Genomic DNA, 25,250 nt, shown 5'->3' with positions numbered 1-25,250 from the left:
ATGTCAAGCGGTTCTGATTGACTGTCAATCAAGTGCATAATCTATATTGAAAAAAAAGCTAATTTAAAATATAGAGCATTAGTTAAGTACAAAAAAACATATTGATTTTTAAATGTTTTTAAAATTAATAGATTATTCCAAAAAAATAAAATATTGCATTAAAAAAACAAAAATAAATTATGACAAAAATTTAAAAAAAGAATTTTTTTATAAATAAAGTTACGACAATATTAATTAAAAAAATAATTAAATAAAAAATAGTTGTAACATATAAAAAATTTATAAAAAATTAAACCTAAAGCAATTAAAAAAATTTAAGCGCAATATACTATTGATGTTACTGATAATCATTCTATAAAAAAAAATATAAAATTATTTTTATAGAATGATAATTTAAATGATGAAATTTTATGTGTATAAATAGAAAGAAAAACTATTGGCCGTAAAATAAGTCAAATAACTTCAAATGAATATGTGAATAATAAAAAAATCATGGAGATTATTTTAAATAGGAATTGTTATAATTTATATAAAATTCAACATTATTAATGGAGGGAGTAGAACTTATACAATTGTTTATTTAGATGAGATATAGCATTATTCGCGTATATTTATATATTTAAACATAAATACATAGAGAATATAAAATTAATTTTGAATCAAATCAATTCATTATATAATTATGGGGCCCCCTCAACATTTAAAGAAAAATATATGCAATTTTTTATCATCCTATTACCAATATTCTGTATTTTCCTTATTGGTTATATTGCTCAAAAAAAATTAAATTTTGATATTGCTAATTTATCCAAGATGTCCCTTTACATCCTATCACCGTTTTTAGCGTTTAAAACATTTTATACACATGCCTTAACAACAGCCTACTTCTATTATATTGTGTATGTTTTAGCACTTTGTTTTTTACTTGTCTTGCTTGTTTCTATTTGGTCTCACTTCATGAAATACAACTTAAAAGAACGCTGTGCATTAATTTTAGGTTCTTGTTTTATGAATAATGGTAATTATGGCACACCTGTTATATTGGTATTCTTTGGTGCGATGGGATTTGATCTTGCTGTTATCTTGATGGTCTTGCAACAATTTATAATGAGCACGATTGGTGTTTATTATGCGGCGAAAGGCAGCGATTATACGGAAAATGTTAGCCAAAAAGAAATATTAAAACAAGTGTTGAGAATGCCCGTTGCTTATGGCGCACTATTAGGTATTATTTTTCAACTGTTACATATTCCTCTGACAAAAGAAATTATGTTAGCAGTTTCTATGATTGGTGACTCATCCATTCCTGTAATTATGCTGATTTTAGGCATGCAACTCGCCACATTAAAAATTAAGCAACTGGATGTAGCAAAAGTTTCTTTTGCCTTAATCGTACGGATGGTTATTTCACCGTTAATCGCTGCCCTACTGGTTTATTTCATGCCGATTGATTTAATATCAAAGCATGTACTTATTGTTATTGCAGCTATGCCCTCTGCGGCTAATACTACTTTATTGTCTGTACAATTTAATACAAAGCCAGAATTGGTATCCAGTGCCACGTTTCTAAGTACAATCATTAGTTTAATTACTTTACCAATTGTACTGTGGTTAGTAAACCCGCCAATTATTTTTTAAATATATATTAATAAAATTTTTCTTAAGGGGGCACTAAACATGACTATGCTTTTAAAAATTTTAGTTTATTTGTATTTTCGTAAATTTAAACGAATGTCTATGATTATAAATTACCACTGCACTTTTACCCCAATAGAACCACCAAAAGCACTGGTTGAATCTCCACCCCAACGACTACTTACTTGGGTAAATAAGCCCACACGCTTATTCAGATGAATTTGACCTCCTGCTTTGACTTCAAAAACATCACGAGCACGGTTGCTCTCGACCCGTATATCATTCATAGAAATAGCAGCATTTTTATTATAATGCCAATAATTTAAAGCAAAAAATGACTCAAGTTGTGTGCTTTTTCCTTGAAAACGCATACCAGCTCTAGAAGTAAATTCATCTAATTGATTAATGTGCACACGAGTACCATTCGGTTCAAAACCGGTTTTTCCATTATGATGGTTATAAATAAATTGAATTTGCGGTTCTATTTGCCAAGCCATATTGCCCAATTTACCTAGGTAAAAACCATACCCCGTTTCGGCTGATAAAACATAGTTTTCAGTATCAAGAGTCATTTGAGCCAAAGCTTGGCCATTTACTTTATTTTTAAACCAGTTGTACTGTGCATAGGTATCTATATACAAACCACCATTATTTTTATCTTGGTTAAACCATGTGCCATACACACCAATAGAATAACCATTCGATTTGGCCAGTGCAGTATAGCCAGATAGATTTGATCTGGTATGAATATCCTCTTGGCTATAGCCCCCCATTAAACCTAAATGTAAGCTGTCTTGTTGTAAGAGATCAGAACCAAAATGAATCAATGTGTGTTCTGCTTTATTGTTTAATTGTCCATTGGCGGCTTTAGATTTTGTCTTGGTATATGCCACACGTGCCCAAGCAGATTGATATTGATTATCCAATAATTGCTGACGGTCGTGAAAACTATGGTTAAATGTGCTTTGATTGTATTCAAGCAAGCTAAGGTAAGTACCTGCTTCTGGGCGAACTACATCTTGGGTTCCACCTTCGCCTGTTGAACCTCCTTCGCCTGTTGAACCTCCTTCGCCTGTTGAACCTCCTTCGCCTGTTGAACCTCCTTCACCTGTTGAACCTCCTTCGCTAGGGTCTGATATAAATTTAGAACTTAAATACCAATTTTGATTTGAGTTGCCTTCAGCGATATCACCACGTGTCAAAAAATAATCATAGGCCCCCGCAACAATACGTCCATCTTGCTCAAATTCCCCATTTGATGAACCATGTACCTCAATTATTTCTATTCCATTAATGGTTTGAGCACCAAACCCACCAATATTATTGACTCTAACTTTAGTAGTGCCTGAACTATCCCCTGTGATAATCAACTTATCGGTAATAGAATCAGTATCCGAATTTAATGCACCATTAAAGATCAATGTGCCATTATGACCAATATAATCACCCGCCACAGTTAAAGTTGTCCCAACACCTTGACTTGTTCCACCTAAATTGACTGTTCCTGCGTTGGTTAAATGCCCAATTATTTGGTCATAATGGTTAAGATTTAATGTCCCACCAGAGTCAATATCGTAAGTAGCATTGACGCTAAATGTATTAGTAGCACCTGCTTGTATTGTTGCACCATTAGCAATACTGGTTACACCTGTATAAGTATTGGCACCGGATAAGATAGAGATGCCACTGATGGCTTGAACACTGCCTTTTCCGCTGATGGCCGCTTTTAGTTCAAAATCATGATCCAAATGATTAAATACTAATGTACCTTGACCACTTTTAAATTGAATAAAATCAGTTTCAATATTACCCGCAGCTGTTGGTGCATCACCTTTACGGCTACCGATAGCCAACTCTCCAACAGAACCTGCTGATTGGGCAATATTAATTTGACTAGCGGATAAAGTACCGTTATCAGAAACAACAACGGTTCCTTTTCCCGTTATGGCAATGTTTGTCACATTTTTAGATTGAGCTAAAGAGCCTTCACCTGAAACGACTAACATACTCTCAGTTGTGCTTGAATCAGTATAACCAACAGTTAGTAGATCATCGGTTTTAAATATACCCCCATTACTGACAAATACCTGTCCTTCATTGTATGCACCAATTAACACTCGCCCACTAGAATACAATTCGCTGCCTATACCATCAACAATAACAACTCCTTTTGTGTCTGTGCTTCCACGAGAACCAATATAAAACCTATCTATATATGCAGTAAGTTTGCCTCCGTCTTTAATCGTCAGTAGCCCTTCAGCCCCTTGGCTGCCAACACTCATTTCTCCAGAACGGGTAGAATTAACAATAACCTGGCTACCGTCACCTACTATATTCAGTATCCCTTTTGTTCCTTTTGATGTGGCTCCAGAGCCTCCGTCACCCCCTATTGCTAAAGGGTAAGAATAGCTATTGTTGTTATTAATCGTAATTACACCGCCTTTAATAACGTTAACTTCTCCATCACCAGCATAACGGCCAATATTTAATAAATTTGTGTTAATGTTTCCACCAGAAGAAACCGTTAATGTTCCTTTCGTATCGCGACCAACATTTATGCTGCCAGCGTTACCTAAATCCCATTGATTGTTGACCTCGCGCTCTTCATTATTATTGATTGTGGCATACTCAGCCATAACCTCTGTGCTAAAGGCCATAAGGGATAGTGTAGATGAAATGATGATTGCTGTTCGTTTTTTTGAGAATTTACTTGCTGTATTATATGCCTTTACTGTACTTTTCATTAAACCTCTTTGTATTAATATTGATCATGTGCCCTACATTTACCTTTTATAAAGGCTACGACTGATTTAATCGTTCGATTTTAAAATAAATTGCTCAATTTGTATTTAAATATAACATTAATGTAAAAATATTTACAAAAATTAACAAATATTACAGATAAAAAGCAAATTTATTAATTTATCTAACAAAAATTACATCGGGAAAAATTTTTGAAATATATAAATTCATGAGTTTTTATTTTTTATGTTTAAACAAAAAATATATCTTACATTATACCAGAGAAATAACAAATGATTGTTATATTAAGAATATGTTGAAATTTACCAAGAGTGAAAATAATGTCTAATTGAACGGAAATATGATTACCCTGCTAGGGTAATCATATTTTTTATTTAGAAATAAAAGGATTAAGCTCAGAATCGATTTTAATCACAACTTCATCAGAAATAGCTGGGATTAAGAAATTCATGCCCCAATCACTTCTTTTAATTGTGGTTGTTGCCTGAAAACCTATTGTATCCAATTTGGTCATTGGGCTAATTGCTTGCTTATTGATTTTTACATCCAAAGTAATCGGTTTTGTGATACCTAACAGAGTAAAATCGCCTATTAATTTTGCATGGCTGGGGTCAATTAATGTAAATTTCTTACTCACAAACTTCATATCAGGAAATTGGGTAACATTAAAAAAATCTTTACTTTTTAGATGCTCATCTCTTGCTACCCAATCAGTATTGATGCTTGCTGCTTTAATGATGAAATGAATAGAGGTGTCTTCAGGTTTAGTTTTCTCATAATCCACAACGCCATCAAATTGTTTAAAATAGCCATAAGTTGTTGAATACCCCATATGGTTCACTTCAAAACCGATACGAGTGTGAGCATCATCTAATTGCCATTTTGATGCAAAGGCAATGATCGGTAAAAATAAGGCCATAAAAACAAAAATTAGATTCTTCAATCGAGACATCATAAAACTCCTTTGTGATCAATAATGTAGTGAAAATTTGTAGAGTTATCCCTTATTTTATAAAAAATCACTCGTTTTCTTATTAGGAGTTTGTAGTATATAACAGCAGTTATACTGATAGGCAAACTTTAATTAAAAACCTAAATTTTTAATTAATATTAATGAATTTACTTCATATCATCACTATTCACAAAGAAAACACAAAGCTTCATTTTCTGTTCACATAATGCTTTTATAGTATCAATTCATTTTCACATATTGACATAATTGAGAAAAAAATGAATGACGATTCTAATATGATAAAAAAGCGAATTTTATTGATTAATGTGCCACACCCAGCAATTGGAAGCCGAATTCCCAAAGATCATCTTCCACCTTTTGGTTTGTTGTGTATAGGGGGACCATTATTGGATCAAGGGCATGAAGTTAAACTACTTGATGCGGATAGATTAAACATGCCATTGCATCAAATAGTATCAGAGGCATTAGCATATCATCCCGATATTATTATGTTTGGGCATTCTGGCTCTAGTTCTGCACATCCTGTTATTTTAGAAATTAGCCAAAAGATTAAACAAGCACAATCAGATATTCCTATTGTTTATGGTGGCGTACACCCTTCTTATTTTTGGCAAGAAATTCTTACACAAAATACTTGTATTGATTTCATTGTACGAGGAGAAGGAGAAAAAACAATTCCACTATTGGTCAATGCGATAAATAAATTTAACCTTTTAAAAACAATAAACGGTATAGCCTACAGAGATCACCGTGGACAAGTAATCGCAACAGAAGAAGCTACGATGATCCAACGACTGGATGATTATCGTATTGGTTGGGAATTAATTGATTTTAATCACTACCACTATTGGGGTGGTCAGAAAGCTGTTGTTATTCAATTTTCTCGTGGTTGTCCTCATTTATGTAGTTATTGTGGACAACGAGAGTTTTGGTCACGTTGGAGACATCGAGACCCACTATTGTTTGCAAAGGAAATTGCTCAGCTTCATCGTGAACATGGTGTACAGGTATTTAATTTTGCAGACGAAAATTTTTCTACCTCTAAGCGAGTATGGAAGCTATTTTTAGAAGCATTAATTGAGGAAAAAGTAAATGTACGCTTAGTGGCGTCAATGAGATCTGCTGATATTGTAAGAGATGCAGATATTTTACATTTATACAAAAAAGCAGGTTTTGAGCGGTTTCTATTAGGGTTAGAACATACAGATGATGTGACACTAAAACGGATCAAAAAAGGCAGTACAACAAAAGAAGATCAACTAGCCATTCGATTATTGCGAAAACACCATATTCTTTCATTAGCAACATGGGTCGCTGGGTTTGAAGAAGAATCAGATAAAGATATGTGGCGTGCGTTAAAGCAACTGCTCAATTATGACCCAGATCAGATTCAACTACTTTACGTAACGCCTCATCGTTGGACAAGCTTTGGAGAAGAAGCCAGTCATCGCAAAATAGTTCAACCCAATTTGAAACGATGGGATTATAAACATCAAATTTTACATACACCTTATTTAAAACCATGGCGATTATTTTTATGGATGAAATGTATAGAAATCATTATGCAATCAAGACCTAAAGCTTTAGGAAGACTTCTGTTTTATCCAGATCACAATATTCGACAAGCAATGCGTTGGTATTATCAGGTTGGTAAAAAAGTGTGGTTATACGAGGTTATTCAATTTTTATTTTATGATCGACGTTGCAAACCAGAAATAACTTTAGGGGCTTATTGGGGGAAACATAAAATAGCTAAAGGAAATATTCTAAAAAAACCGATGATTAAACTTGAGTACAAAGGTAATTGAAAATGTACAATATGATTATTTTTAATTTATATCATTACTTTTTAACGAGTAATACCTATGAAATCTACAATATGGGCGACAACAACGCTGAGAACTAGGAAAAATAAAGGTATTATGTGGCAAAAACTTTAGGTATTGTGTGATTCGTACCATAATTTTTTATTTTGATGAATCAAAATAAATGCAGCGATATAAATAATCAATGTCTTTTTATATCGCTTTTAAGTGAGTTCGTTTTACTTAACTTTAGACCATTCTCGGTTTTTTCGACAAGAAAAACACCCAAATCTTGATGTAACTCTTTCTCAAAATGTTCACACATCCCTTTTTGATAAACCTTATCTAAAAATAGCTTAATATGATTCTGATCAATTATTTCATACTGACCAATAGATGATGGAAAACAGCCATTACCACAGGGAGCATAATAAGCACAACGAAAGGTAAAATCATTATTGACAATTAGGTTATTACCATAATGCCATTTTTGTTTCTGATCGTTGGTAATCTCAGTTAAGTGATATTGATTAATCGTTCTATTTCCATCTGGACAACCGATTAGATAATCTATTTTCCAATGGCCATTGATACTCTCTGTAAGACTTTGAGCCATAGAAGGCTGAATCGTATAGATCCATAAAAAAATACAGAAAAACAAGCTTTTTTTCATCATAAGAATTTCAATATATTTTCAGCTGAGATTACCAACACACATAACAGCAAAGGTTATTGAACCGTTACCCATACTGGGTTAGTGATTGCATAATGTCCTTTACTATCCCTTACCACGAAGCTATACCACGTGTTTTTAGCTGGTTTAACATCTAAGGTATAAGTCACAGGAGTCGTTACGTGTTCAAATTTTTTAGAAGCAATAATTTTACCTTCACTATAAACATCAATGCTCGCCAAACCATTTACAGATTGTAATTCTGTTTTTAAGGTATATTTTTTACCCATACTGGCTATTTGGGTAGAACCAAATACGGTGTTTTTGGCTGGTGTAATAATGGGTCCCATTGAAACATAAGCATGACCATTTTTTAAAGAGTTAAAGTATTTTTGTAATGTTGCTTCACCTTCAATATTCACATACATTCTGATGATTCCAGGATATAAGGCTGAAGTCACATCATGTTGATCAGAACCACCAGTAAGATATTTTTTTACCCCTTTATTCCAATAGCTCATGGCTAAATCTAAGGCTTTTTTATCCATATTGGTTTTATCGGTTAAATCAACAGTAGACTGTATTTCCAGAAAATCAAAATCTTCACTTCCTTGATCATGCCCACCTTTGACACTGTCTCGGTTATTAAAGAACCCATAATCAGAGTAAGGGTGGTTGACTATAACCAAAGCTCCCATATCATGACCTGCTTTAATAATTTGGGCTGGGGTAAAATTAGCCGATATGGGCTCTTTAGTATAGTCCATACCTAAAATACCCCAGTGTCCCCATCCAGGAGAAACCTCCATACTGGAGATAAAAATACGTTTACCCTCTTTTGTTAAAGCTTCCATCTTAGCGTTGTTGGCAACTGAGTCATGATCTGATACAACATTAAACTCTAACCCTGCTGCTATTTGGGCTTTATATAATTCGCCAATTGGGGTTGCACCATCACCAATATCTGAATGTTGATGATTATCCATACCATACCAGCCTCTTGATTTTGTCTCAATTAGGGTTGGAATAACTACTTTCTCATTAATGACATCGTTTGGATTTAAATTTTTTGTCACCATAACAGGTAAAGAATCAAAACCACTAGCTCGAGTGAAAGTGAATGTCACAGGTGTTTCTGGTGCAGCAACATCTACTTGGGTTGTATGTGTTTTAGGGTCAGAGAAAAAAGTTGTGCCACCTAGCGTTTTAACAGTAGAAGTCACACCAGATACGGTGACTTTAAAATTAGTAGGCATGCCTTTTTCATCAACAGCACTAAATTGTGCTTTGGCTCCATCTTTAACGACGAAATCCAATTTTTCATTCTTAGTCAATTTGATATTCTGAGTATTAGATGGTGTGAAGCCTTGTGCTTCAATATGGATTTGATATTCATCTTGAGGAAGTTTTACTTCAAAAAAACCTTTCTCATCTGAAATTTTCCATGCAAAAGGTTGCATGATGTCTTTTTTCAATTTTGTTGAACCATGGGATTTTTCCGTCTCTTTATACCCCCCTTTTTTACTGATAATCACATAAGCATCCTTAACTGTATTTCCTTTACTGTCTTTAATATAGCCATTCACAGAGGCAGATGGAATGCTTTTATCTTTTTCAAGATAGCGTTCAATAATAGGCGCAGTTTCCCCTTTATCTGAAACGAGTATTTCACCTGTATAAACATAGGTTTTTCCTGGCTCAATTGTACGATTAATGTATACATCTTTATAACCACTGGAACCTTTATAAGAGTTAGCGCCATCTAATTGAACCGATACGGCATAATTTTTGCCATAGGTAACAACAAATTCTCCGTATTTTTCTTTTACCTCTTCATCTGCCCCCACACCTATTCCCGTGATTTTAAGGTCAGGATAATAACCATAAGGCCCAAACATATTGGATGCTAACGTACTGATTGTGTAGCCACTGTATAAGTTTTTGTATGGTTCATTACCAGTAGGATTTTCAACCGTTGTTTTCAAACTAATATAATTTTTATTGTCTTGTAAAGTATACTGAATGGTGACATTTAAAGGCAGTTTATGACCAGTAGTCCAATAACGGGTTTTAGCGGTGACAATGATTTTATCTTTTTCTATTTTATAAGTGATATCTTCAGGGGGGGATTTCAGTAAATTTTCATTATTAAAAGTCCCTGAGGCAGTCCAAAGGTCATTCAAAAAACCAATATCATTGACCAAATCTGTGCCTATTTTTCCATCTTTAACGATTGCAACATCAAGAATACTACCGTTTGTCATATTCCAATAGTTGTTTGTACCAACAGAAAAAGACGCTGCAATTTTATCGTTATAAATAGTAAAATCTTTTTCATGAATGGCCATACCTTGATCAATTGGTGTTGGCCCAAGAATGACACCTACTTTGGCATGAGCAAATTGAGAAAAACTTAATGACGTAAAGCATATTAGATTCAAAAATAAAGATATTTTCTTTAAACCCATAGCACACCCCCTATCATAGTTGATTTTATTTTATGACAATCTCGAAAACACAATATACAATCAATAAATGATTTATTGTTTGATTACGCTCATCTTTATGTCTTAAACTTTTTCCAATTCAATTTGAATCAATTTTATTGTTGAAATAAACAGTTATGCCTACTTTGACTATTTATTAGTATAGAAAATAAAGATATGGCCAGATGTAAAAATTAATCATCTGTTAGAAAAAACAATGAGGACTACCGATTAAGAAACAATCAATATTTTATTGAATTGCTTTATCCACCCACGGATTGGCGTTTTTAAGCTGATGATCTTGAATTCGCTGCATAATACTTGAGCCATGCTCCAATAAAAAATCACTGCTTGAATCTGTTAAACGATTTTGAATCAATTGTTCTATGACTTTAGCACTAAATTGTTCAATTAACTCTACTCGTTTTTCCAAAGGAACATGAACAAAATCATGAAACAATTGATAAGAAAAAGAACCAAGAATAGGTAAATCTTTTAGTGCTCTATGCATCCATTTATAAAATGGTTGATAACGTCGGTTCAACAAAAATATCATGGATATTCCAGCATCCATAAATTCTGCACCCGCAAAACTAGCAGCAACGTACTCTTCTCTCTTTAAGCTGCGTGCAAAATTATATTGTCCTGCTTGTGCTATTTTCATGCAACGAGCGGCCATTTTTTTAAGTCGAACATCTTCTGGATAAAAACTCAATAAGCTGTTTCTGTAATGAGTAAACTGTCCTAAAGGATCAAAAAACACTTTACCGTTTGTTGCAACGGATAAATGATGTTCTGGAATAGCTTCCCATTCAGCAATGCTTTCTGGTAAATGGTACAACCCTGTAAATTTTGCGTAAAACTCTTCAATAGAAAAAACCTGTTTTTGGGTACTTCCCCACGAACTGGCTCTAATCTCATTTGCATGATCAAAACTCTTAGGTAAACAATTCAATATATGTTGTAACTTTTGTCCGAATTGATTGTAGTCCTCTTGTGTTAACCAAACCATGACACGAGGGCCGAAATCATGATCCTGAGATAGTTCATCATCAAAACCATAACATTCTGATCCTTCTCCAACCAAACCAATGGCCATTTTATTTATTTGCTCAGGAAACGCCTGAGATAAAACAGGAAAACACAGCTTCTCAAAATAGTTCTGACACAATTGCATACCATAACCATGGGTTAAACTATTTGATGAATCATTTTGATTAGAAGCAGGTGTTGATGCTTGAGACTGATTCAAACGTTGGTCAATAATACTTAAATTATTAAGTGAAACCTTATATACTTCACTATCAACCCCAAACATTTTTTGGTTTATGTCTTTTGCCTGCTTAAATAACGAGCGAGCCTGAAATAAGTCACCTTTTTTAAAACACAATGCAGCGTGGTTATTCAACGCATTTGCATACAATGGGTGTTCAATACCTAGGTTTTGCTTATAACGCGCAACAACTGACTCCATTAAAACACTTGCCTGATCCAGATCATCTAGTTTTTCATATAAATTGGCCAGATTATTTAATGTTGTGCTGTATGCAATTGGATGTTCTGTTTGATGTTCCAGTAATTTTAAGCACTTTTCATGTAGCTGCTTGGCTTCATGATATTTTTGCATATCTTGATAAAGAAGCCCCAGATTATTTAAAGCACTTAAAGTTAAAAAGTGTTCTTCACCCAATGTGCTTTGGTAAATATCAATTACGGCTAAAAATAGTTTTTCTGATTGTTCATACTGCTTCATCAAACGTAATAAACCGGCCATATTATTAAGTGTTGTTGCATAATTTGGGTTATTTATACCAACAATGCTTTCTAAGATATCAAGTGCTTTTTGAAAAACGTTTTGTGCTTCGAAATATTGACCAAGATGACGATAAACACCACCTAAATCATTTAAGGCCACAGCATGTTCTATGCTTTGTACACCAAAACTATTTTTAGCAACAGACACCATTTGCATGGTTAACGGTAATATTTTTGTATAGTTACCATGTAACTGAACAATTTGTTCTCGTAAGCACTCTAATTGATGACGCATGGTATTTCCTACTTTATAAATGACCGAATTTTTGATGGCTGTTTTAACTATAGCTCTTTAAATAAATAGATCAGGTTAAAGCTGATGTTCTAAATTTTCCAGTGAAGTATAGCCATAAAATTTAGCTGTACTTTCCAATATTTTTTCTGCTAAGTTGATTTGATGACGATGTGCATTTTGTACATCACGTAAACATAAGGCTAATGTTACAGCAGAATAAGTTAATAACTCTCCCTTTAAATACGTAACAGTTGATGTATTACCACTATAATCCTGTTGTTTACGTCCTAAATGACGTAACTTAGGGTAACGTTTAACAATTTCATCATCCCACTTTTCAAAATGCTCAATAATTTGATTAACAGTTGTAATTGACTGAGCATTTAAGGGAGGCAGTTCATGTTTTATTTGTTCATACTCTAGAGGATGGGTACTTTGCATCATACGTGCGTATTTTTCAGTCATTAAATTAATACCGAGCATACAAGCATTTTGCAAATCAGTCAGATAACTTGCTAATGTATCGTCTTCCCAAATACTGGCCTGAGTCACACGCATCAGACAAAATGTTTGTGGATCTTGCTGACAATGACTGATACCACCTGCATCCTTAACATTGACAAACATGGACCATTCAATTTTAATGATATTTTCTAGAAGGACTGGTTTTTCAGGCATCATAGAACCAACATTATAGCCACAGCCACATGCGTTACGTCCAAGAAGCACAGGATTTTTATGCATAAAAAGACCATCCTCTCATATAAACCAAACACAATGATCTACATTAATCAAAAAACAATGTTTATGACAAAACTTTACAAACAATCCACTGGACACATTTTCTATTAAACAATAAATACCCAGTCTATCAATGATGAATCACCGTAACATTAAGATCATATTGGGTCAGGATGTTTTTAACCACTTCTATATCTGCTGAACTTAATGAAGGGTCTCCCGTAACGGGATATTCTCTATCCAGTTGGTAATATTTATTTACCCCTAATTTATGATACGGGAGGATATCAATCCCTTGAAAGTTCTTATGATGTTCATAAGGTTTAAGAAACTGAGCCATTTGATGGATATTGTCTTCGCCATCATTGACCCCTTTTAAAAGGGGAACGCGTACTTTAACATTGTATTTATTGTCAAGAAGCCATTTTAAATTGTTTAAAATCCGCTCATTATGTACGCCTGTGGCTTCATAATGACGTGAAGAATCCATATGTTTAATATCATACAAAAATAGATCTGTAAATTCAGCAACCTTCATAATTGTTTCAGGTAAAGCATATCCACATGTTTCTATTGCCGTATGAAAACCACTTTGTTTACAAGCCATAAGAAGGTTAATGGCTGCCTCAGGCTGAGATAAGACTTCACCTCCCCCTAAAGTAACGCCACCACCAGAATTTTCATAGAAAAGTCTATCTTCTTCAATCACCTGCATTAACTCAGAAATGGTTTTTAATTCCCCAACAATGGCCAAAGCCCTTTCTGGGCAAACTTCTTCACAACGTCTACAACCAAGGCAATCAATCTGTTGTGAAACTAAATGAATCCCTTCAGGTGACATTGAGTGAATTTCTACAGGACAAACGGGGATACAAGTACCGTGGTTTTTACACAGATTTTTTTTAAGCATAACCTGATATTGCCTATTTTGGCTCTCTGGATTCGAGCACCAACGACAACGTAAAGGACAGCCTTTGAAAAACACCAAAGTTCGTACCCCTGGGCCATCATAAATACTGTACTTTTGTACATTAAAAATCAGTGCTTTTCTTTCCACTATACTTGTTCTCCGTTATTTTTTTATAAGCTATAGTAAACTACAGGTTGTGTAGTACAGTTCTACTGATGATTTCATCCTGAACGTCTTTACATAACTCAATGAAAAATGCACTATATCCTGCAACACGAACAACAAGGTCTCGGTAATTTTCTGGATTTTTTTGCGCATCCAATAAAACATCATTATCAAGATAATTAAACTGCATCTCACCATTGCCCATAATACTGGCTGAACGAAGCAAAGTAATAATACCGTTTTCACCTTCTGGTGTATCAAGAAGCCCCGAAACCAATTTAAAGTTATGTACCATACCAATATTCATTGTGTCATTCGACATTTTTGACACACTCTTAATAATGGCTGTTGGTCCTTTATAATCGGCACCTTGTGTTGGACTAATACCATCAGATAATGGCAACCAAGCTTTTCGACCATTTGCAGATGCACCAAGCAATTGTCCCAAAGGTGTATTATTGGAAATAGACAGCGTGCCATGGCTAAGCACAGAATATAGTGTTTTGTATTGACGATGCTCTGCTTCAGTAAAATGAATCAAATCAGAAGCAATTAAATCCGCGTAATCATCATCATTACCATATTTAGGTGCAGCCAAACAGTCAACTTTAACTTGTTCATAACCAACAAAGTCAGCCTTTAAAGCCTCATTCAATTGCGCTAAAGTATATTTTTTATCATCATAAACAAGCTTTTTGATTGCAGCCATTGAGTCAGCATAGGTGGCCAACCCACTCCAAACAACACCAGGGCCAAAATTGTACATTGCGCCACCAGCAGATACATCTCGACCAGACTCCATACAACCTTCATACATCATAGACATTAGAGGTTTAGGCGCAAGTTCTCTATGTACACGTTGAGTAATTACAGTGGCAACACTTGACCATTTGGTGATGTATTTAATTTGCTCATGCACAGCTTGTTCGAATTTTTCATACGTATCAAAGCTGCTCAAGTCCCCCATATCAGGGCACACTTTTTTGCCATACCAAAGTGGTACGCCATGGTTTAAAACAAGCTCAATACAAATAGGCCATTGTGTATAAGCAGTAGAAGTCCATTGATATAGACGACCTGATTTTTGCGGTTCTACACACCCCATCAAACAGTAATCACGTGCATCTTCCATTGATACACCTTTAGCCAACATCATTTTAATATGAGTGTCATCAAAGTGTACGGCAGGAAACCCCATACCAGCACGAATCACATCTACAATTTTTTTCAAATACTGATGAGGCGATCGATTATGGACACGTGCAGCTAGTGAGGGTTGATAAATTTTTACATGGCGAACAGCATCCATCAACAAATAAGTCAAATCATTGGTCGCATCTCTACCTTCACGAGTCACACCACCTACACACATATTCACAAAAGGCTGATAGCCTGCAAAGAATTTAGAGCTACCTTCACTGGTGATCCACATCATTTCAGACATTTTAATCAGCATACAACCAGCCAAATCAAATGCCTCATATTCAGTCATACGGCCAGATTCGATATCCGCTTTAAATAAAGGATACATATATTGGTCAACACGCCCAATAGACATACCTGTTTGGTTTTCTTCAACGACCAATAACGATTCAACCGTCCATACAGCCTGAATAGCTTCCCAGAATGTCTCTGGTTTATGAGCAGGCACTTTTGCATTGACTTCAGCAATTTTTAAAAGCTCTGCTTTACGTTTAGGATTGGTTTCCTTTGCAGCTAACTGTGCTGCATGTTGAGAGATTCTGCGTGCATAGATCATCACGCCTTCGGCTGTATCAATCAGAGATTTATAAAAATAAATTTTCTCAATATCATCTGGATTAGCATAATCTAATTTGTCTAGATGTTCTTGCGCCTCACGTTGGATATCCAACATGCCTTTTTTCATTAAAATAACATCATAACCTGGGTTAGAGTCTCCACCGCCATTTAACGCATGGTAAGAACAGTCAGAAACAAAAGACTCACCTGAAAGCTCCCATAACCCAGCATCACGGAATTGCCCTTCACAAATTTCATCAATAGATTGACCTTCCCAGAAAGGGAAAAGCTCTTCACGCATAATCTTTTTATCTTCTTCAGAAATATGAAAAGGATCTTGAGGTCTTGTACTGATGGTATCAATTTCATCACGCAACCAACGCCAAGAAATATCTGGAGAAAAAGAACCTGCTCGTGGCGCGCCATTTGGGGCGCCTACAATCAATTCATGATCTTGAATAAGTAATGGTGCTGTTTCACAACTATAACGGAAGGCTTTACCACGTAAAATTGCTTTAGGCATACCTGGATTTTCACGTGCCATTTTCGTGATTGCACGAGCACGATGCGTCGTGATAGTCGGCACTTGACGTAAAAAATTTTCTTTTAATTTAATATGTCGATCAGTTGGACCATCTGGAATGGCTGTTTCATTACAACTGGTATAGGTATTATTACTCGCACCAGATTGGCTTCGTCCAATTTCTGCATGTAATTTTTCAAAAAAAGATTTAACCATTGCACGTTCTTCGGACGATAAGTCTTTAGTCGCCTGTGCAAATTTACTCGGAAAATCACTCAGATCCTCTTGCGCTAAATTACCAATTACCGTAGCAAATTTACTCGAAAAGTTTTGAAGATCCACTTTATTACCTCCCTATATTGTTAATCATCGCACCATTTCTTTTAGGGATTTGGCGTTTTATTTAATACATTAATTACATTTAATAATATCTGTTGCAGTCTTTGTGTTGCGTCTATATTATTTTCTTCAAGAACAGGGTTACTTTGACAAATATTATCCTGTTCTAATGTACTGATTTGTCTTATGCCATATCCAACTTTACGCATATAAACAAGATTTAAAGGAGACACGTTATCAGATGTCACACCATAACCTGCACTTCCACTGCCTAATGTCATAGCAGGGAAAAGATTCGTTGTTGCACCCATTCCACCAAATGCAGCAGGTGTATTCACAAGCAACCGACCAACAGGCTTTTTCATGGCAAACTGATAAACAACCTCTTCATTATGAGAGTGAATCACCAATGTATGTGCATTTCGTTCATTGAGCAGCAACTCGATACATTTTTCACAAGCATGTAACCAATCATCTTCAACGTAAAAAGCCATAACTGGCGCAAGGATTTCTTTTGCATACATATCCGAGTCAGAAACGTAAGAGCGTTCGGCAACCAATAAAACTGTATTATCTGGGACATAAAAGCCTGCTCTGCGTGCTAAAAACTCAGCCGATTTGCCAATCATGTCTTTTTTACGTCGACCATCTGCGTAATAAAAAAGCTCTGTCAATTTAAGAGACTCAGCTTCAGACATGAAATAGGCGCCATTTTCTTGCAAAGCAGACTTGGTTTTTTGTGCAATACATTCATCAACAACAATAGATTGCTCAGCAGACGATGCAATACCATAATCAAATGTTTTGCTGCGAATAATATCTTTCGCTGCTTGCTCAATATTAGCTGTGCGTTCAATGAATGCAGGGCCATTTCCTGTTCCACCATAAATAATGGGTTTTCCAGTACAACGAGCAGCTTGAAACATACCTGGCACGCCTGTCATTAAAACCAATGAACAAGCGGGATGATTCATTAATTCTAACGTACCACTTTTTGTTACTGTGTCTAAATAAGAGATACTGCCTTCAGGTAGGCCATGCTCTTGCGCCACACGAATCACAATATCCAAAACATGACTCATACTTTTTATGGCATGAGGATGTGGGGAAAAAATAATGGCATTTCCCGATTTTAAAGCAATAAGTGTTTTATATATGGTTGTTGAGATGGGACTTGTAACAGGACATAATGCAATAATGACACCGACTGGTACACCAATATTAACGATGCCATTTTCTTTGTCTTCATGAAGTACACCAACACAATTCATTTCTTTTATTTGTTCATACACGCGGGTACAAACAAAATGGTTTTTAAACCATTTATCTTGCCAACGACCAAAATCGGTTTCTTCATAAGACATAGTCGCAAAAGATTGAGCATGCTTTTTTAGCTCAAGAACCACACAATCAATAATTTCATCAAGTTGCGCTTGAGTGAATGTTGCTAATTTTTTCTGTGCTTCAAGGGCATTCTCTGCCAGAATTCTAGCATGTTGAATGGAAATTAAATCTTTATCAGCAATCATTCTGTCCCTCAAATCTTAACTTAGGATAATAAATTTTCAATAAGATATAGCTTTGTAATTTTTGTTAAACCTGGATGAGGACTAGGAATAACAATAGAGCTATAAACAGATGCGCCCATCGCTTCAACTGCATTGATACCTGCTGTTACAGCAGCTTGACATGCAGCAACATCTCCTTGGACCAAAACAGAAATATAACCAGAAGCAACATTTTCATAACCAATTAACTCTGCCCCTGAAGCTTTTACCATAGCATCAGCAGCTTCAAGTGCGAATACGATACCAAAAGTTTCTATCAATCCAAGTGCTTGGGGTCGGCCGTTATTTTCTTCTTCTATTGCATGGACAGAAACAATATCGCCTACACCACGAACAGGGCGAGGCATAACATTACTTGCCGTTAATTTACCTATAGAAGCGGCAGCCGAAGCACCAGCTTCTACAGAAGCCTCTACAGCGGCCACATCGCCTTTAATCATAATGGTGACTAAGGTAGAACCAATATTCTCATAAGCCACTAACTGAACATTCGCAGCTTTAAGCATGTTGTCTGCACCGTAAATAGCAGGCACCATCCCAACTGTTTCGATTAAACCTAAGGCGCTTTCCCCACGATACCTCATACACTCTCCAGCCATTTAGAGTCTTAATTTTAGAGTATGCCGTCATTAATGTCAAAATCATACAAAAATATAAATTTAACGATGTAATGATATGTCTGTTTACAATTTATATCTTCTTCACTTATGTAAGTCAAAACCAAAACCATGGTTTCTTGCTTTTGCTCAAATTATGGCTGATTTTTCATAAATCTTTCTTTACAAAAGAAAATCAAGTTCCCCATAATGATCTTATGCAATATAACATTAACGGAGATAGGTTATGGGGCAAATATCTGGCATTAATTCCAATGCAATTACCATCAAGAGGAAGTTAGATCTTGATTTTCATCGAAGGGGAATCATCACTGCCGTTCTTTCAGGTGTTTTTTATGGCACCTACACAGCATCAATGACGCTTGCCATGAGTTTAGGTATATGGCAAACATGGTATGGAGAAAATTCAGGACTTTCAACTTTTGCGGTTATATTTTTATTAAGCGCTCTTGGTGCAGCAACAACAGATACTTGTAGTGCCGTATGGGCAATTGGTATTGCTGCTTTCAAAGGGAAACTTCTCGATTTTTTCCGCTGTTTAAAATCAAAACCTGGTGCCATTATGATTGGCGCAGCGCTTGTTGGGGGACCTCTTGCAAGTACTTTCTACGTTATAGGGCTACAACAGGCTGGTTCTATTGTTGTACCCATTAGTGCTCTATGCCCTGCCATAGGCGCTATTTTAGGACGTTTTTTATTTAAACAAACACTTAACTCACGCATGTTGTTGGGCATTGGTATTTGTTTTCTTGCCAGCGTCATGATTGGCATGACTGGATTCAGTGATGGTGCACCAGAAAATTTGTTTTTAGGGATATTCTTTGGTTTCCTAGCAGCACTTGGTTGGGGCATTGAAGGCTGTGTGGCAGGCTATAGTACATCCATGATAGACCCTGAAATTGGTATCACCATTCGCCAAGTGACATCTGGCTTATCAAACTTAATTATTCTGGTTCCTATATTCTCATATTTTTCTGGTGTAAATGGATTCGACATGGTCGCTCAAGCGTTTACCGATGTCAATGCAATGATGTGGTTCGTGATTGCCGGGCTTGGTGCGTACTTAGGCTTTATGCTTTGGTATAAAGGCAATGCAATGTGTGGTGCGGCGCTGGGTATGTCGTGTAATGGTGCATTTTCTTTCTGGGGCCCATTCTTCTGTTGGCTGTTGCTTGGTATTGCTTTCAAGCAAGACGGCTGGTCTATGCCCCCTATTGCTTGGCTCGCAGCAGTCACCATGATTATTGGTATTTTTACTATTGCAATGAACCCACTTGATTTATTTAAAAAGCGTGAACAGAAAGGTGATATTGTATGAAACCATTAAATTTTGCCATTTTAAAACACTTTACAACTGTAGATAAAGCATCTGTATCAGATGTGATGAATGCATTAAAAAGTGAATATGCTAACTTTAAAGCATTCAATAAAAAAGGTGTGCTTAATGCGTTGATGACAGCTCAAGCAAATGGACTTTTAGAAGAAGCTGGCTTTGAACTAGGCTCCGATAATGAGTTGAATATCTATTTCCAAGCGACAGAGGACAGCGCTAAAACGATTAATCGCTATCTTAGAGATTAATCGTTTTTTTTAGGAAGCCATTTTAAAATGGCTTCCTAAAAATTAACGATTAAACTTAGTTTGCCAATCTTATTGTTTACAGCAATAAGATTTTTAGATATTCAATTATTACACTCTATTCGTCAAGCTGATCACTTTTCATCACAATTTAACGATTAAAAAATAATCTTTTAAATTGCATAAACTCAAGTCATGACTTAGGTTATGATTCAATAACTGATTTTTTAACCACCTAAGGATTCGCTATCATGAATAATCTTAATATTTCACTAGATGAATTTACGGGTCTCTTTAATAAAATCATCGATAATTTTCACCCCAAAACCATTAACAATCTTTCCCAAATAAACATTCAAAATATTAATGAAGTCAGAAGTTTTAGCACCCAATTAAGTCAATTTCACAAAATGATTGGGGTGCTTGACCCAAGCGAAGATATTTTAAAAAAAATAACCATTATCTTAAAACACAAAAATTTTCCACAAGAGGTTATGATTAACTCTGGGCTGATCAATACGGTGACAGTCAGAGCACTCACTGGAAATAAAGACCAAAAAGCGTATTACTCTTTTGTCGTGGACATGATGACAGACACAATTCGTCAATATACGAAGCTTGGTATGAGGCCTGTTCAAATTGTAAAAATTGTGGATGATTTTGAATATACTTGTTCATTAAACAGTGCTTCGGGGTTATGGTTTATTATCAAACCTATTACCAATAAACCATAACCTATACAAGTACAAACGGTTATTGAATTAATCTTCTGGCAAATTTCCCAGCATTTTATCTGGGCGTACCCAAGAGTCAAACTGAGCCTCTGTTAAATAACCTAATTTCAACGCAGACTCTTTTAAGGTTAGCTCTTCTTTATACGCTTTTTTAGCAATAGCAGCAGCTTTATCATAACCAATATGGGGTGTTAAAACGGTGACAAGCATTAAAGAGCCATGAAGTAATTGGTCTATTTTTTTTTGATTTGGCTCTATTCCCATGACACAATGATGATTAAAGCTCTGTATGCCATCGGCCAAAAGTTGAACAGATTGTAAAAAATTATAAATAATCATAGGGCGAAATACATTTAACTCAAAATTACCTGATGCACCACCAATACCAATAGCCACATCATTACCCATTACTTGAGCACATAACATGGTCATGGCTTCACATTGGGTTGGATTGACTTTCCCAGGCATAATTGAGCTACCTGGCTCATTTTCAGGAATATTTATTTCACCAATACCACAACGAGGACCAGAGGACAACCATCGAATATCATTGGCAACTTTCATTAAAGAAGCAGCAAGCCCTTTAATTGAACCATGAGCTTGAACCAAAGCATCACAACTTGCTAAAGATTCAAATTTATTTGGCGAAGAACAAAAAGGTTGTTGCGTTATTTGAGCCAAATTTTCTGCTGAAAGCTGGGCATATTGTGGTGGACTATTAAGGCCTGTCCCTACAGCTGTTCCACCTAGAGCCAATTCATATAAATGAGTCAATGTTGCTTTTATATGTATTAAATTATGCGCTAACATTGCCCCCCATCCAGAAATCTCTTGCCCCAGTGTTAAGGGAACCGCATCTTGTAAATGTGTTCGTCCAACTTTAATAATATGATTAAATTCATTTGCTTTGTTCGTCATGGTGTGTATTAACTCATCCAAAGCAGGTATTAATTTTTTTGTTATAGCGATTACCGCAGCAATATGCATTGCTGTTGGAAAAACATCATTTGAACTTTGGCTTTTATTCACGTCATCATTTGGATGAATCAATCTATGCTCACCTCGCTCCCCCCCTAAGATTTCACTGGCACGATTTGCCAAAACCTCATTCATGTTCATATTGGTCTGGGTACCAGAACCTGTTTGCCACACAGAAAGAGGAAACTCAGAGACATGTTGTTGGGCAAGCACTTCATCCGCCGCACTTATAATTGCTTGTGCACGGTTTGCTGGTAATAAACCTAAATCCATATTGACCTTTGCTGCTACTTTTTTGATCAAAGCCAAAGCATGAATCAAATCAGTAGGCATGGTTTCATTAGAAATATGAAAATATTTTAAAGAACGTTGGGTTTGAGCCCCCCAAAGCTGACCAGATGGCACTTCAATAGGTCCCATTGAGTCGGTTTCAGTACGCCAAGCATCCATAAGTTTTCCTTTATAGAAGATATGGTCTTAAAAAAAATAAGACCATATCTTCTATTTATTTTAAAGTAATCTTCGTCTTTATTTAATCACGCCACACGCAAATCTTGCGCCACCACCACCCAAGGCAACAGGATGATCATCATGGTTATCACCACCAACGTGAACCATTAAAGCATGGTTTTTTATTTGGTTAATTTTATTGAGTCGAGGCGCTAAAACAGGATAATTGGCTTGGTTATTAAACACAGATAAAGCAGGAAGATCACCTAAATGCCCCTGATTATTATAAGGCCCCAAATGTTTATTTGTTTGTAAAGGGTCAAAATGCCCTCCTGCGGCCCCTGCGGGAGTTATGGTATTGTCTTTATTAATAGAAACATCACAACTTGGATTTACATGGATATGAAACCCATGTACCCCATCAGCTACCCCTGTTAAATTTGGTGTAAACAACAAGCCATAATCAGTTTCAGAGACAGTCACATAACCTATATTTTTCCCTACGCCGTCTTGCGAAACAAGATTCATATTTATTGTTGTTGTTTCTGCCAAAACATGAGCATTTGCAGTTAATGCAAGTATTGTTAATGTAATATATTTCATCATATGAAATTTCCTTAAAGTTGAGTGTACCAAAATACAATTTGTTTATTTTTATAATGGCTAACAAAAAATGAAAATCCCTTATATTCTAAGGGGTTTTTAATATTTAGGTCATTGTTTTTTTATATGAAATTAATGGGCTAAATATCAAGCTTAGAAACTTTCGTACCATTTAAAGAGGCATTGAACATTAATCCACCATTTGTGAGAACAAACCCAACAATGGAAGCCTTTGCTGTATCTGTATCAATAGTCCCGTCAGCGCCAACCTTAAATAAAGCAATATTGGCATGTGCTCCTGCAGTCCATCCATTGCTTTTTTGAAAATCCGTCAACGACTCTTTGGTCATAAAAAATAAAATAATGGCTTTTGATTGAGCACCCGCTTGTACCCCAAGAGACCCCGTAACAGTTTGATAGTATCCAGCATTTTTATTCCCTATCCTTAAAGCCCCTTTCCCATACTCGCCTCCGACAACAAGTGCTGCGGTGTAAACTGATGGAAATATCAAAATACCTTTTGCTTGTAAAGCCATCTGCTCAGAGCCTTTTGCCTCTTTATAAAGCTGAACTAAGGTTTCGTTTACCTGACTATTAATTTTTTGTCTTTCTGACATATTATTTTTCAAACTGTCGGTACTTGTTGTGGTACAGCCTAATATCATAAAACTGAGCATCATAGCCATTAATGTTTTAATCATCATTATCTCTCTTTCTATAGTAATCATTTTTTATATCTATCCTCATATTAACCATAAAGATGACTTAATTGTCTGTACGTTAATGGACTTATTACAGTAACTATAGAATATAGATAACGATTATGCCTATTCTAAGTTAATGAAAGAGGAAGCAAGCGATCTGTTTCTTTTTTTACAACGGCATAACATTCACAACATAGCTGTTCAAGTAATGCTCTGTTTAACACAGTTATATGACCACGGTTATATTCAATGATACCCAATTTTTGTAATTTACCAGCTGCTTCCGTGACACCTCCTCTACGTACCCCCAACATGTTGGCAATCAACTCCTGAGTCATAAACAATTGATTATCAGGTAATCTATCAAGAGAGAGCAAAAGCCAACGACATAATTGTTGTTCAATAGAATGATGACGGTTACATACTGCTGTTTGCGACATTTGCGTGATTAAAGCCTGTGTATAGCGTAACATTAGACGTAACATATCACCATAACGATTAAATTCCTCATTAAACTTTTGTTTGGCTATTCTATAGGCAAAACCAGCGCTTTGAACCACAGCTCTATTTATTGTGCTTTCCCCCCCCATGAAAATAGAGACGCCAACAAACCCTTCATTTCCAATAACAGCTATTTCAGCAGATGCACCGTTTTCCATTACGTATAAAAGTGACACAATGGCATCTGTGGGAAAATAAACATAATTTGGAATATCTCCTGACTCATATAATACCATTCCAAGTGGCATAGAAATTGGCTCTAAATGTGATGCAAGACGGTTTTGGGCTTCAATAGGTAAGGCTTCTAACAAATGGTTTTTTTGATGATTATTTCCTTGGTACATATTTACTCCAATTCTTAAAAATTGATTCAATTATTTTTTTATTTATTTTTTCCTATCTGTTTTAATTTAAAAAAATCCATATAAGAATCAATCAAAAAAACAACAAATAATGATTAATCAATTTTGATCACAACAGCTATATGTTTTAAAGCATGTTAACGCACAGACAATAAATAAAGATGAGATTAAAAATATACGATGGATATACTTGCCTTAGATGATACATAAAAAAACACATAGTCAAATTGATTTCACATGTTCAAGAAAAGGAAAAAATGAATTATCAAGCCATTAACCCTTATACCGAAGAAACGATAAAAACCTTTCCCACGATAAATAAATCGAGACT

Annotated in this window: 19 protein-coding genes; 5 read left to right on the top strand and 14 right to left on the bottom strand. The window is 35.4% G+C overall.

Annotated elements, in window-relative coordinates:
- Positions 1 to 714 precede the first annotated feature (714 nt).
- Positions 715 to 1,638 carry an AEC family transporter gene (locus AADH04_RS14395; protein ID WP_434777966.1) on the top strand — a complete coding sequence of 308 codons (924 nt, stop codon included), beginning with the start codon at positions 715 to 717 and terminating at the stop codon, positions 1,636 to 1,638.
- Positions 1,639 to 1,748: 110 nt separating this feature from the next.
- On the opposite strand, the gene AADH04_RS14390 is transcribed toward AADH04_RS14395, so the two are convergent.
- The gene (locus AADH04_RS14390; RefSeq protein ID WP_434777965.1) at positions 1,749 to 4,379 is read right to left on the bottom strand and encodes an autotransporter outer membrane beta-barrel domain-containing protein; all 2,631 of its coding nucleotides are present in this window, start codon (positions 4,377 to 4,379) and stop codon (positions 1,749 to 1,751) included.
- A gap of 389 nt (positions 4,380 to 4,768) precedes the next feature.
- Positions 4,769 to 5,353: a YceI family protein gene (locus tag AADH04_RS14385; protein ID WP_434777964.1), complete on the bottom strand. Its 585-nt coding sequence runs from the start codon at positions 5,351 to 5,353 to the stop codon at positions 4,769 to 4,771.
- Between the two features lie 275 nt (positions 5,354 to 5,628).
- Here AADH04_RS14385 and bchE point away from each other — a divergent pair, with 275 nt between their 5' ends.
- Positions 5,629 to 7,179, top strand: coding sequence for a magnesium-protoporphyrin IX monomethyl ester anaerobic oxidative cyclase (bchE, locus tag AADH04_RS14380; RefSeq protein ID WP_434777963.1), 1,551 nt, complete (start codon positions 5,629 to 5,631; stop codon positions 7,177 to 7,179).
- Between the two features lie 199 nt (positions 7,180 to 7,378).
- Here bchE and AADH04_RS14375 read toward each other — a convergent pair whose 3' ends face one another.
- The 8 genes from AADH04_RS14375 to AADH04_RS14340 all read right to left on the bottom strand — a co-directional run bounded on the left by AADH04_RS14375 (position 7,379) and on the right by AADH04_RS14340 (position 18,976).
- Positions 7,379 to 7,792 carry a hypothetical protein gene (locus AADH04_RS14375; RefSeq protein WP_434777962.1) on the bottom strand — a complete coding sequence of 138 codons (414 nt, stop codon included), beginning with the start codon at positions 7,790 to 7,792 and terminating at the stop codon, positions 7,379 to 7,381.
- A 113-nt stretch (positions 7,793 to 7,905) separates the two neighbouring features.
- Positions 7,906 to 10,317, bottom strand: coding sequence for a CehA/McbA family metallohydrolase (locus tag AADH04_RS14370; RefSeq protein WP_434777961.1), 2,412 nt, complete (start codon positions 10,315 to 10,317; stop codon positions 7,906 to 7,908).
- Between the two features lie 268 nt (positions 10,318 to 10,585).
- Entirely contained in the window at positions 10,586 to 12,385 is a 1,800-nt protein-coding gene (locus tag AADH04_RS14365; RefSeq protein ID WP_434777960.1) for a tetratricopeptide repeat protein, read from the bottom strand.
- Between the two features lie 75 nt (positions 12,386 to 12,460).
- Positions 12,461 to 13,129 (bottom strand): DUF4125 family protein, encoded by a 669-nt coding sequence (locus tag AADH04_RS14360; protein WP_434777959.1) that lies wholly within the window; start codon positions 13,127 to 13,129, stop codon positions 12,461 to 12,463.
- A 127-nt stretch (positions 13,130 to 13,256) separates the two neighbouring features.
- The gene (gene cutD / locus AADH04_RS14355; RefSeq protein WP_434777958.1) at positions 13,257 to 14,183 is read right to left on the bottom strand and encodes a choline TMA-lyase-activating enzyme; all 927 of its coding nucleotides are present in this window, start codon (positions 14,181 to 14,183) and stop codon (positions 13,257 to 13,259) included.
- A 40-nt stretch (positions 14,184 to 14,223) separates the two neighbouring features.
- Entirely contained in the window at positions 14,224 to 16,827 is a 2,604-nt protein-coding gene (gene cutC / locus AADH04_RS14350) for a choline trimethylamine-lyase (RefSeq protein ID WP_434777957.1), read from the bottom strand.
- Between the two features lie 41 nt (positions 16,828 to 16,868).
- Positions 16,869 to 18,353 carry an aldehyde dehydrogenase family protein gene (locus tag AADH04_RS14345; protein WP_434777956.1) on the bottom strand — a complete coding sequence of 495 codons (1,485 nt, stop codon included), beginning with the start codon at positions 18,351 to 18,353 and terminating at the stop codon, positions 16,869 to 16,871.
- Positions 18,354 to 18,373: 20 nt separating this feature from the next.
- Positions 18,374 to 18,976 (bottom strand): BMC domain-containing protein, encoded by a 603-nt coding sequence (locus tag AADH04_RS14340; RefSeq protein WP_434777955.1) that lies wholly within the window; start codon positions 18,974 to 18,976, stop codon positions 18,374 to 18,376.
- 259 nt (positions 18,977 to 19,235) lie between these two features.
- Here AADH04_RS14340 and AADH04_RS14335 point away from each other — a divergent pair, with 259 nt between their 5' ends.
- The 3 genes from AADH04_RS14335 (at position 19,236) to AADH04_RS14325 (ending at position 21,321) form a co-directional block, all read left to right on the top strand.
- On the top strand, positions 19,236 to 20,327 hold the full coding sequence (locus tag AADH04_RS14335) for a hypothetical protein (protein WP_434777954.1): 1,092 nt from the start codon (positions 19,236 to 19,238) through the stop codon (positions 20,325 to 20,327).
- The gene (locus AADH04_RS14330; RefSeq protein WP_434777953.1) at positions 20,324 to 20,590 is read left to right on the top strand and encodes a hypothetical protein; all 267 of its coding nucleotides are present in this window, start codon (positions 20,324 to 20,326) and stop codon (positions 20,588 to 20,590) included. Before AADH04_RS14335 ends, AADH04_RS14330 begins: the two co-directional genes overlap by 4 nt.
- A gap of 248 nt (positions 20,591 to 20,838) precedes the next feature.
- A complete protein-coding gene (locus tag AADH04_RS14325; RefSeq protein ID WP_434777952.1) occupies positions 20,839 to 21,321 on the top strand; it encodes a hypothetical protein in 483 nt (160 codons plus the stop codon).
- A gap of 27 nt (positions 21,322 to 21,348) precedes the next feature.
- Here the strand turns inward: AADH04_RS14325 and fumC are convergent, their stop codons facing one another.
- The 4 genes from fumC to AADH04_RS14305 form a co-directional block, all read right to left on the bottom strand.
- Entirely contained in the window at positions 21,349 to 22,749 is a 1,401-nt protein-coding gene (fumC, locus tag AADH04_RS14320; protein WP_434777951.1) for a class II fumarate hydratase, read from the bottom strand.
- Positions 22,750 to 22,827: 78 nt separating this feature from the next.
- The gene (gene sodC, locus AADH04_RS14315; protein WP_434777950.1) at positions 22,828 to 23,355 is read right to left on the bottom strand and encodes a superoxide dismutase [Cu-Zn] SodC; all 528 of its coding nucleotides are present in this window, start codon (positions 23,353 to 23,355) and stop codon (positions 22,828 to 22,830) included.
- Positions 23,356 to 23,492: 137 nt separating this feature from the next.
- Complete coding sequence (locus AADH04_RS14310) at positions 23,493 to 24,080, bottom strand: BPSL1445 family SYLF domain-containing lipoprotein (protein ID WP_434777949.1); 588 nt, start codon at positions 24,078 to 24,080, stop codon at positions 23,493 to 23,495.
- Positions 24,081 to 24,184: 104 nt separating this feature from the next.
- Positions 24,185 to 24,901 (bottom strand): Crp/Fnr family transcriptional regulator, encoded by a 717-nt coding sequence (locus tag AADH04_RS14305; protein WP_434777948.1) that lies wholly within the window; start codon positions 24,899 to 24,901, stop codon positions 24,185 to 24,187.
- Between the last annotated feature and the right edge of the window lie 349 nt (positions 24,902 to 25,250).

The sequence above is a fragment of the Neisseria sp. Ec49-e6-T10 genome (assembly GCF_051132615.1).
In the GTDB taxonomy this organism is placed as follows: domain Bacteria; phylum Pseudomonadota; class Gammaproteobacteria; order Burkholderiales; family Neisseriaceae.
Note: the sequence above shows the minus strand (reverse complement) of the source record. Positions and strands in the feature narration are given on the sequence as shown.

Excerpts from the sequence above, each read along its gene's own strand:
- AADH04_RS14395 (WP_434777966.1), top strand. The coding sequence starts at position 715 with ATGCAATTTTTTATCATCCTATTACCAATATTCTGTATTTTCCTTATT.
- AADH04_RS14390 (WP_434777965.1), bottom strand. The coding sequence starts at position 4,379 with ATGAAAAGTACAGTAAAGGCATATAATACAGCAAGTAAATTCTCAAAA.
- AADH04_RS14385 (WP_434777964.1), bottom strand. The coding sequence starts at position 5,353 with ATGATGTCTCGATTGAAGAATCTAATTTTTGTTTTTATGGCCTTATTT.
- bchE (WP_434777963.1), top strand. The coding sequence starts at position 5,629 with ATGAATGACGATTCTAATATGATAAAAAAGCGAATTTTATTGATTAAT.
- AADH04_RS14375 (WP_434777962.1), bottom strand. The coding sequence starts at position 7,792 with ATGGCTCAAAGTCTTACAGAGAGTATCAATGGCCATTGGAAAATAGAT.
- AADH04_RS14370 (WP_434777961.1), bottom strand. The coding sequence starts at position 10,317 with ATGGGTTTAAAGAAAATATCTTTATTTTTGAATCTAATATGCTTTACG.
- AADH04_RS14365 (WP_434777960.1), bottom strand. The coding sequence starts at position 12,385 with ATGCGTCATCAATTAGAGTGCTTACGAGAACAAATTGTTCAGTTACAT.
- AADH04_RS14360 (WP_434777959.1), bottom strand. The coding sequence starts at position 13,129 with ATGCATAAAAATCCTGTGCTTCTTGGACGTAACGCATGTGGCTGTGGC.
- AADH04_RS14345 (WP_434777956.1), bottom strand. The coding sequence starts at position 18,353 with ATGATTGCTGATAAAGATTTAATTTCCATTCAACATGCTAGAATTCTG.
- AADH04_RS14340 (WP_434777955.1), bottom strand. The coding sequence starts at position 18,976 with ATGAGGTATCGTGGGGAAAGCGCCTTAGGTTTAATCGAAACAGTTGGG.
- AADH04_RS14335 (WP_434777954.1), top strand. The coding sequence starts at position 19,236 with ATGGGGCAAATATCTGGCATTAATTCCAATGCAATTACCATCAAGAGG.
- AADH04_RS14330 (WP_434777953.1), top strand. The coding sequence starts at position 20,324 with ATGAAACCATTAAATTTTGCCATTTTAAAACACTTTACAACTGTAGAT.
- AADH04_RS14325 (WP_434777952.1), top strand. The coding sequence starts at position 20,839 with ATGAATAATCTTAATATTTCACTAGATGAATTTACGGGTCTCTTTAAT.
- fumC (WP_434777951.1), bottom strand. The coding sequence starts at position 22,749 with ATGGATGCTTGGCGTACTGAAACCGACTCAATGGGACCTATTGAAGTG.
- sodC (WP_434777950.1), bottom strand. The coding sequence starts at position 23,355 with ATGATGAAATATATTACATTAACAATACTTGCATTAACTGCAAATGCT.
- AADH04_RS14310 (WP_434777949.1), bottom strand. The coding sequence starts at position 24,080 with ATGATTACTATAGAAAGAGAGATAATGATGATTAAAACATTAATGGCT.
- AADH04_RS14305 (WP_434777948.1), bottom strand. The coding sequence starts at position 24,901 with ATGTACCAAGGAAATAATCATCAAAAAAACCATTTGTTAGAAGCCTTA.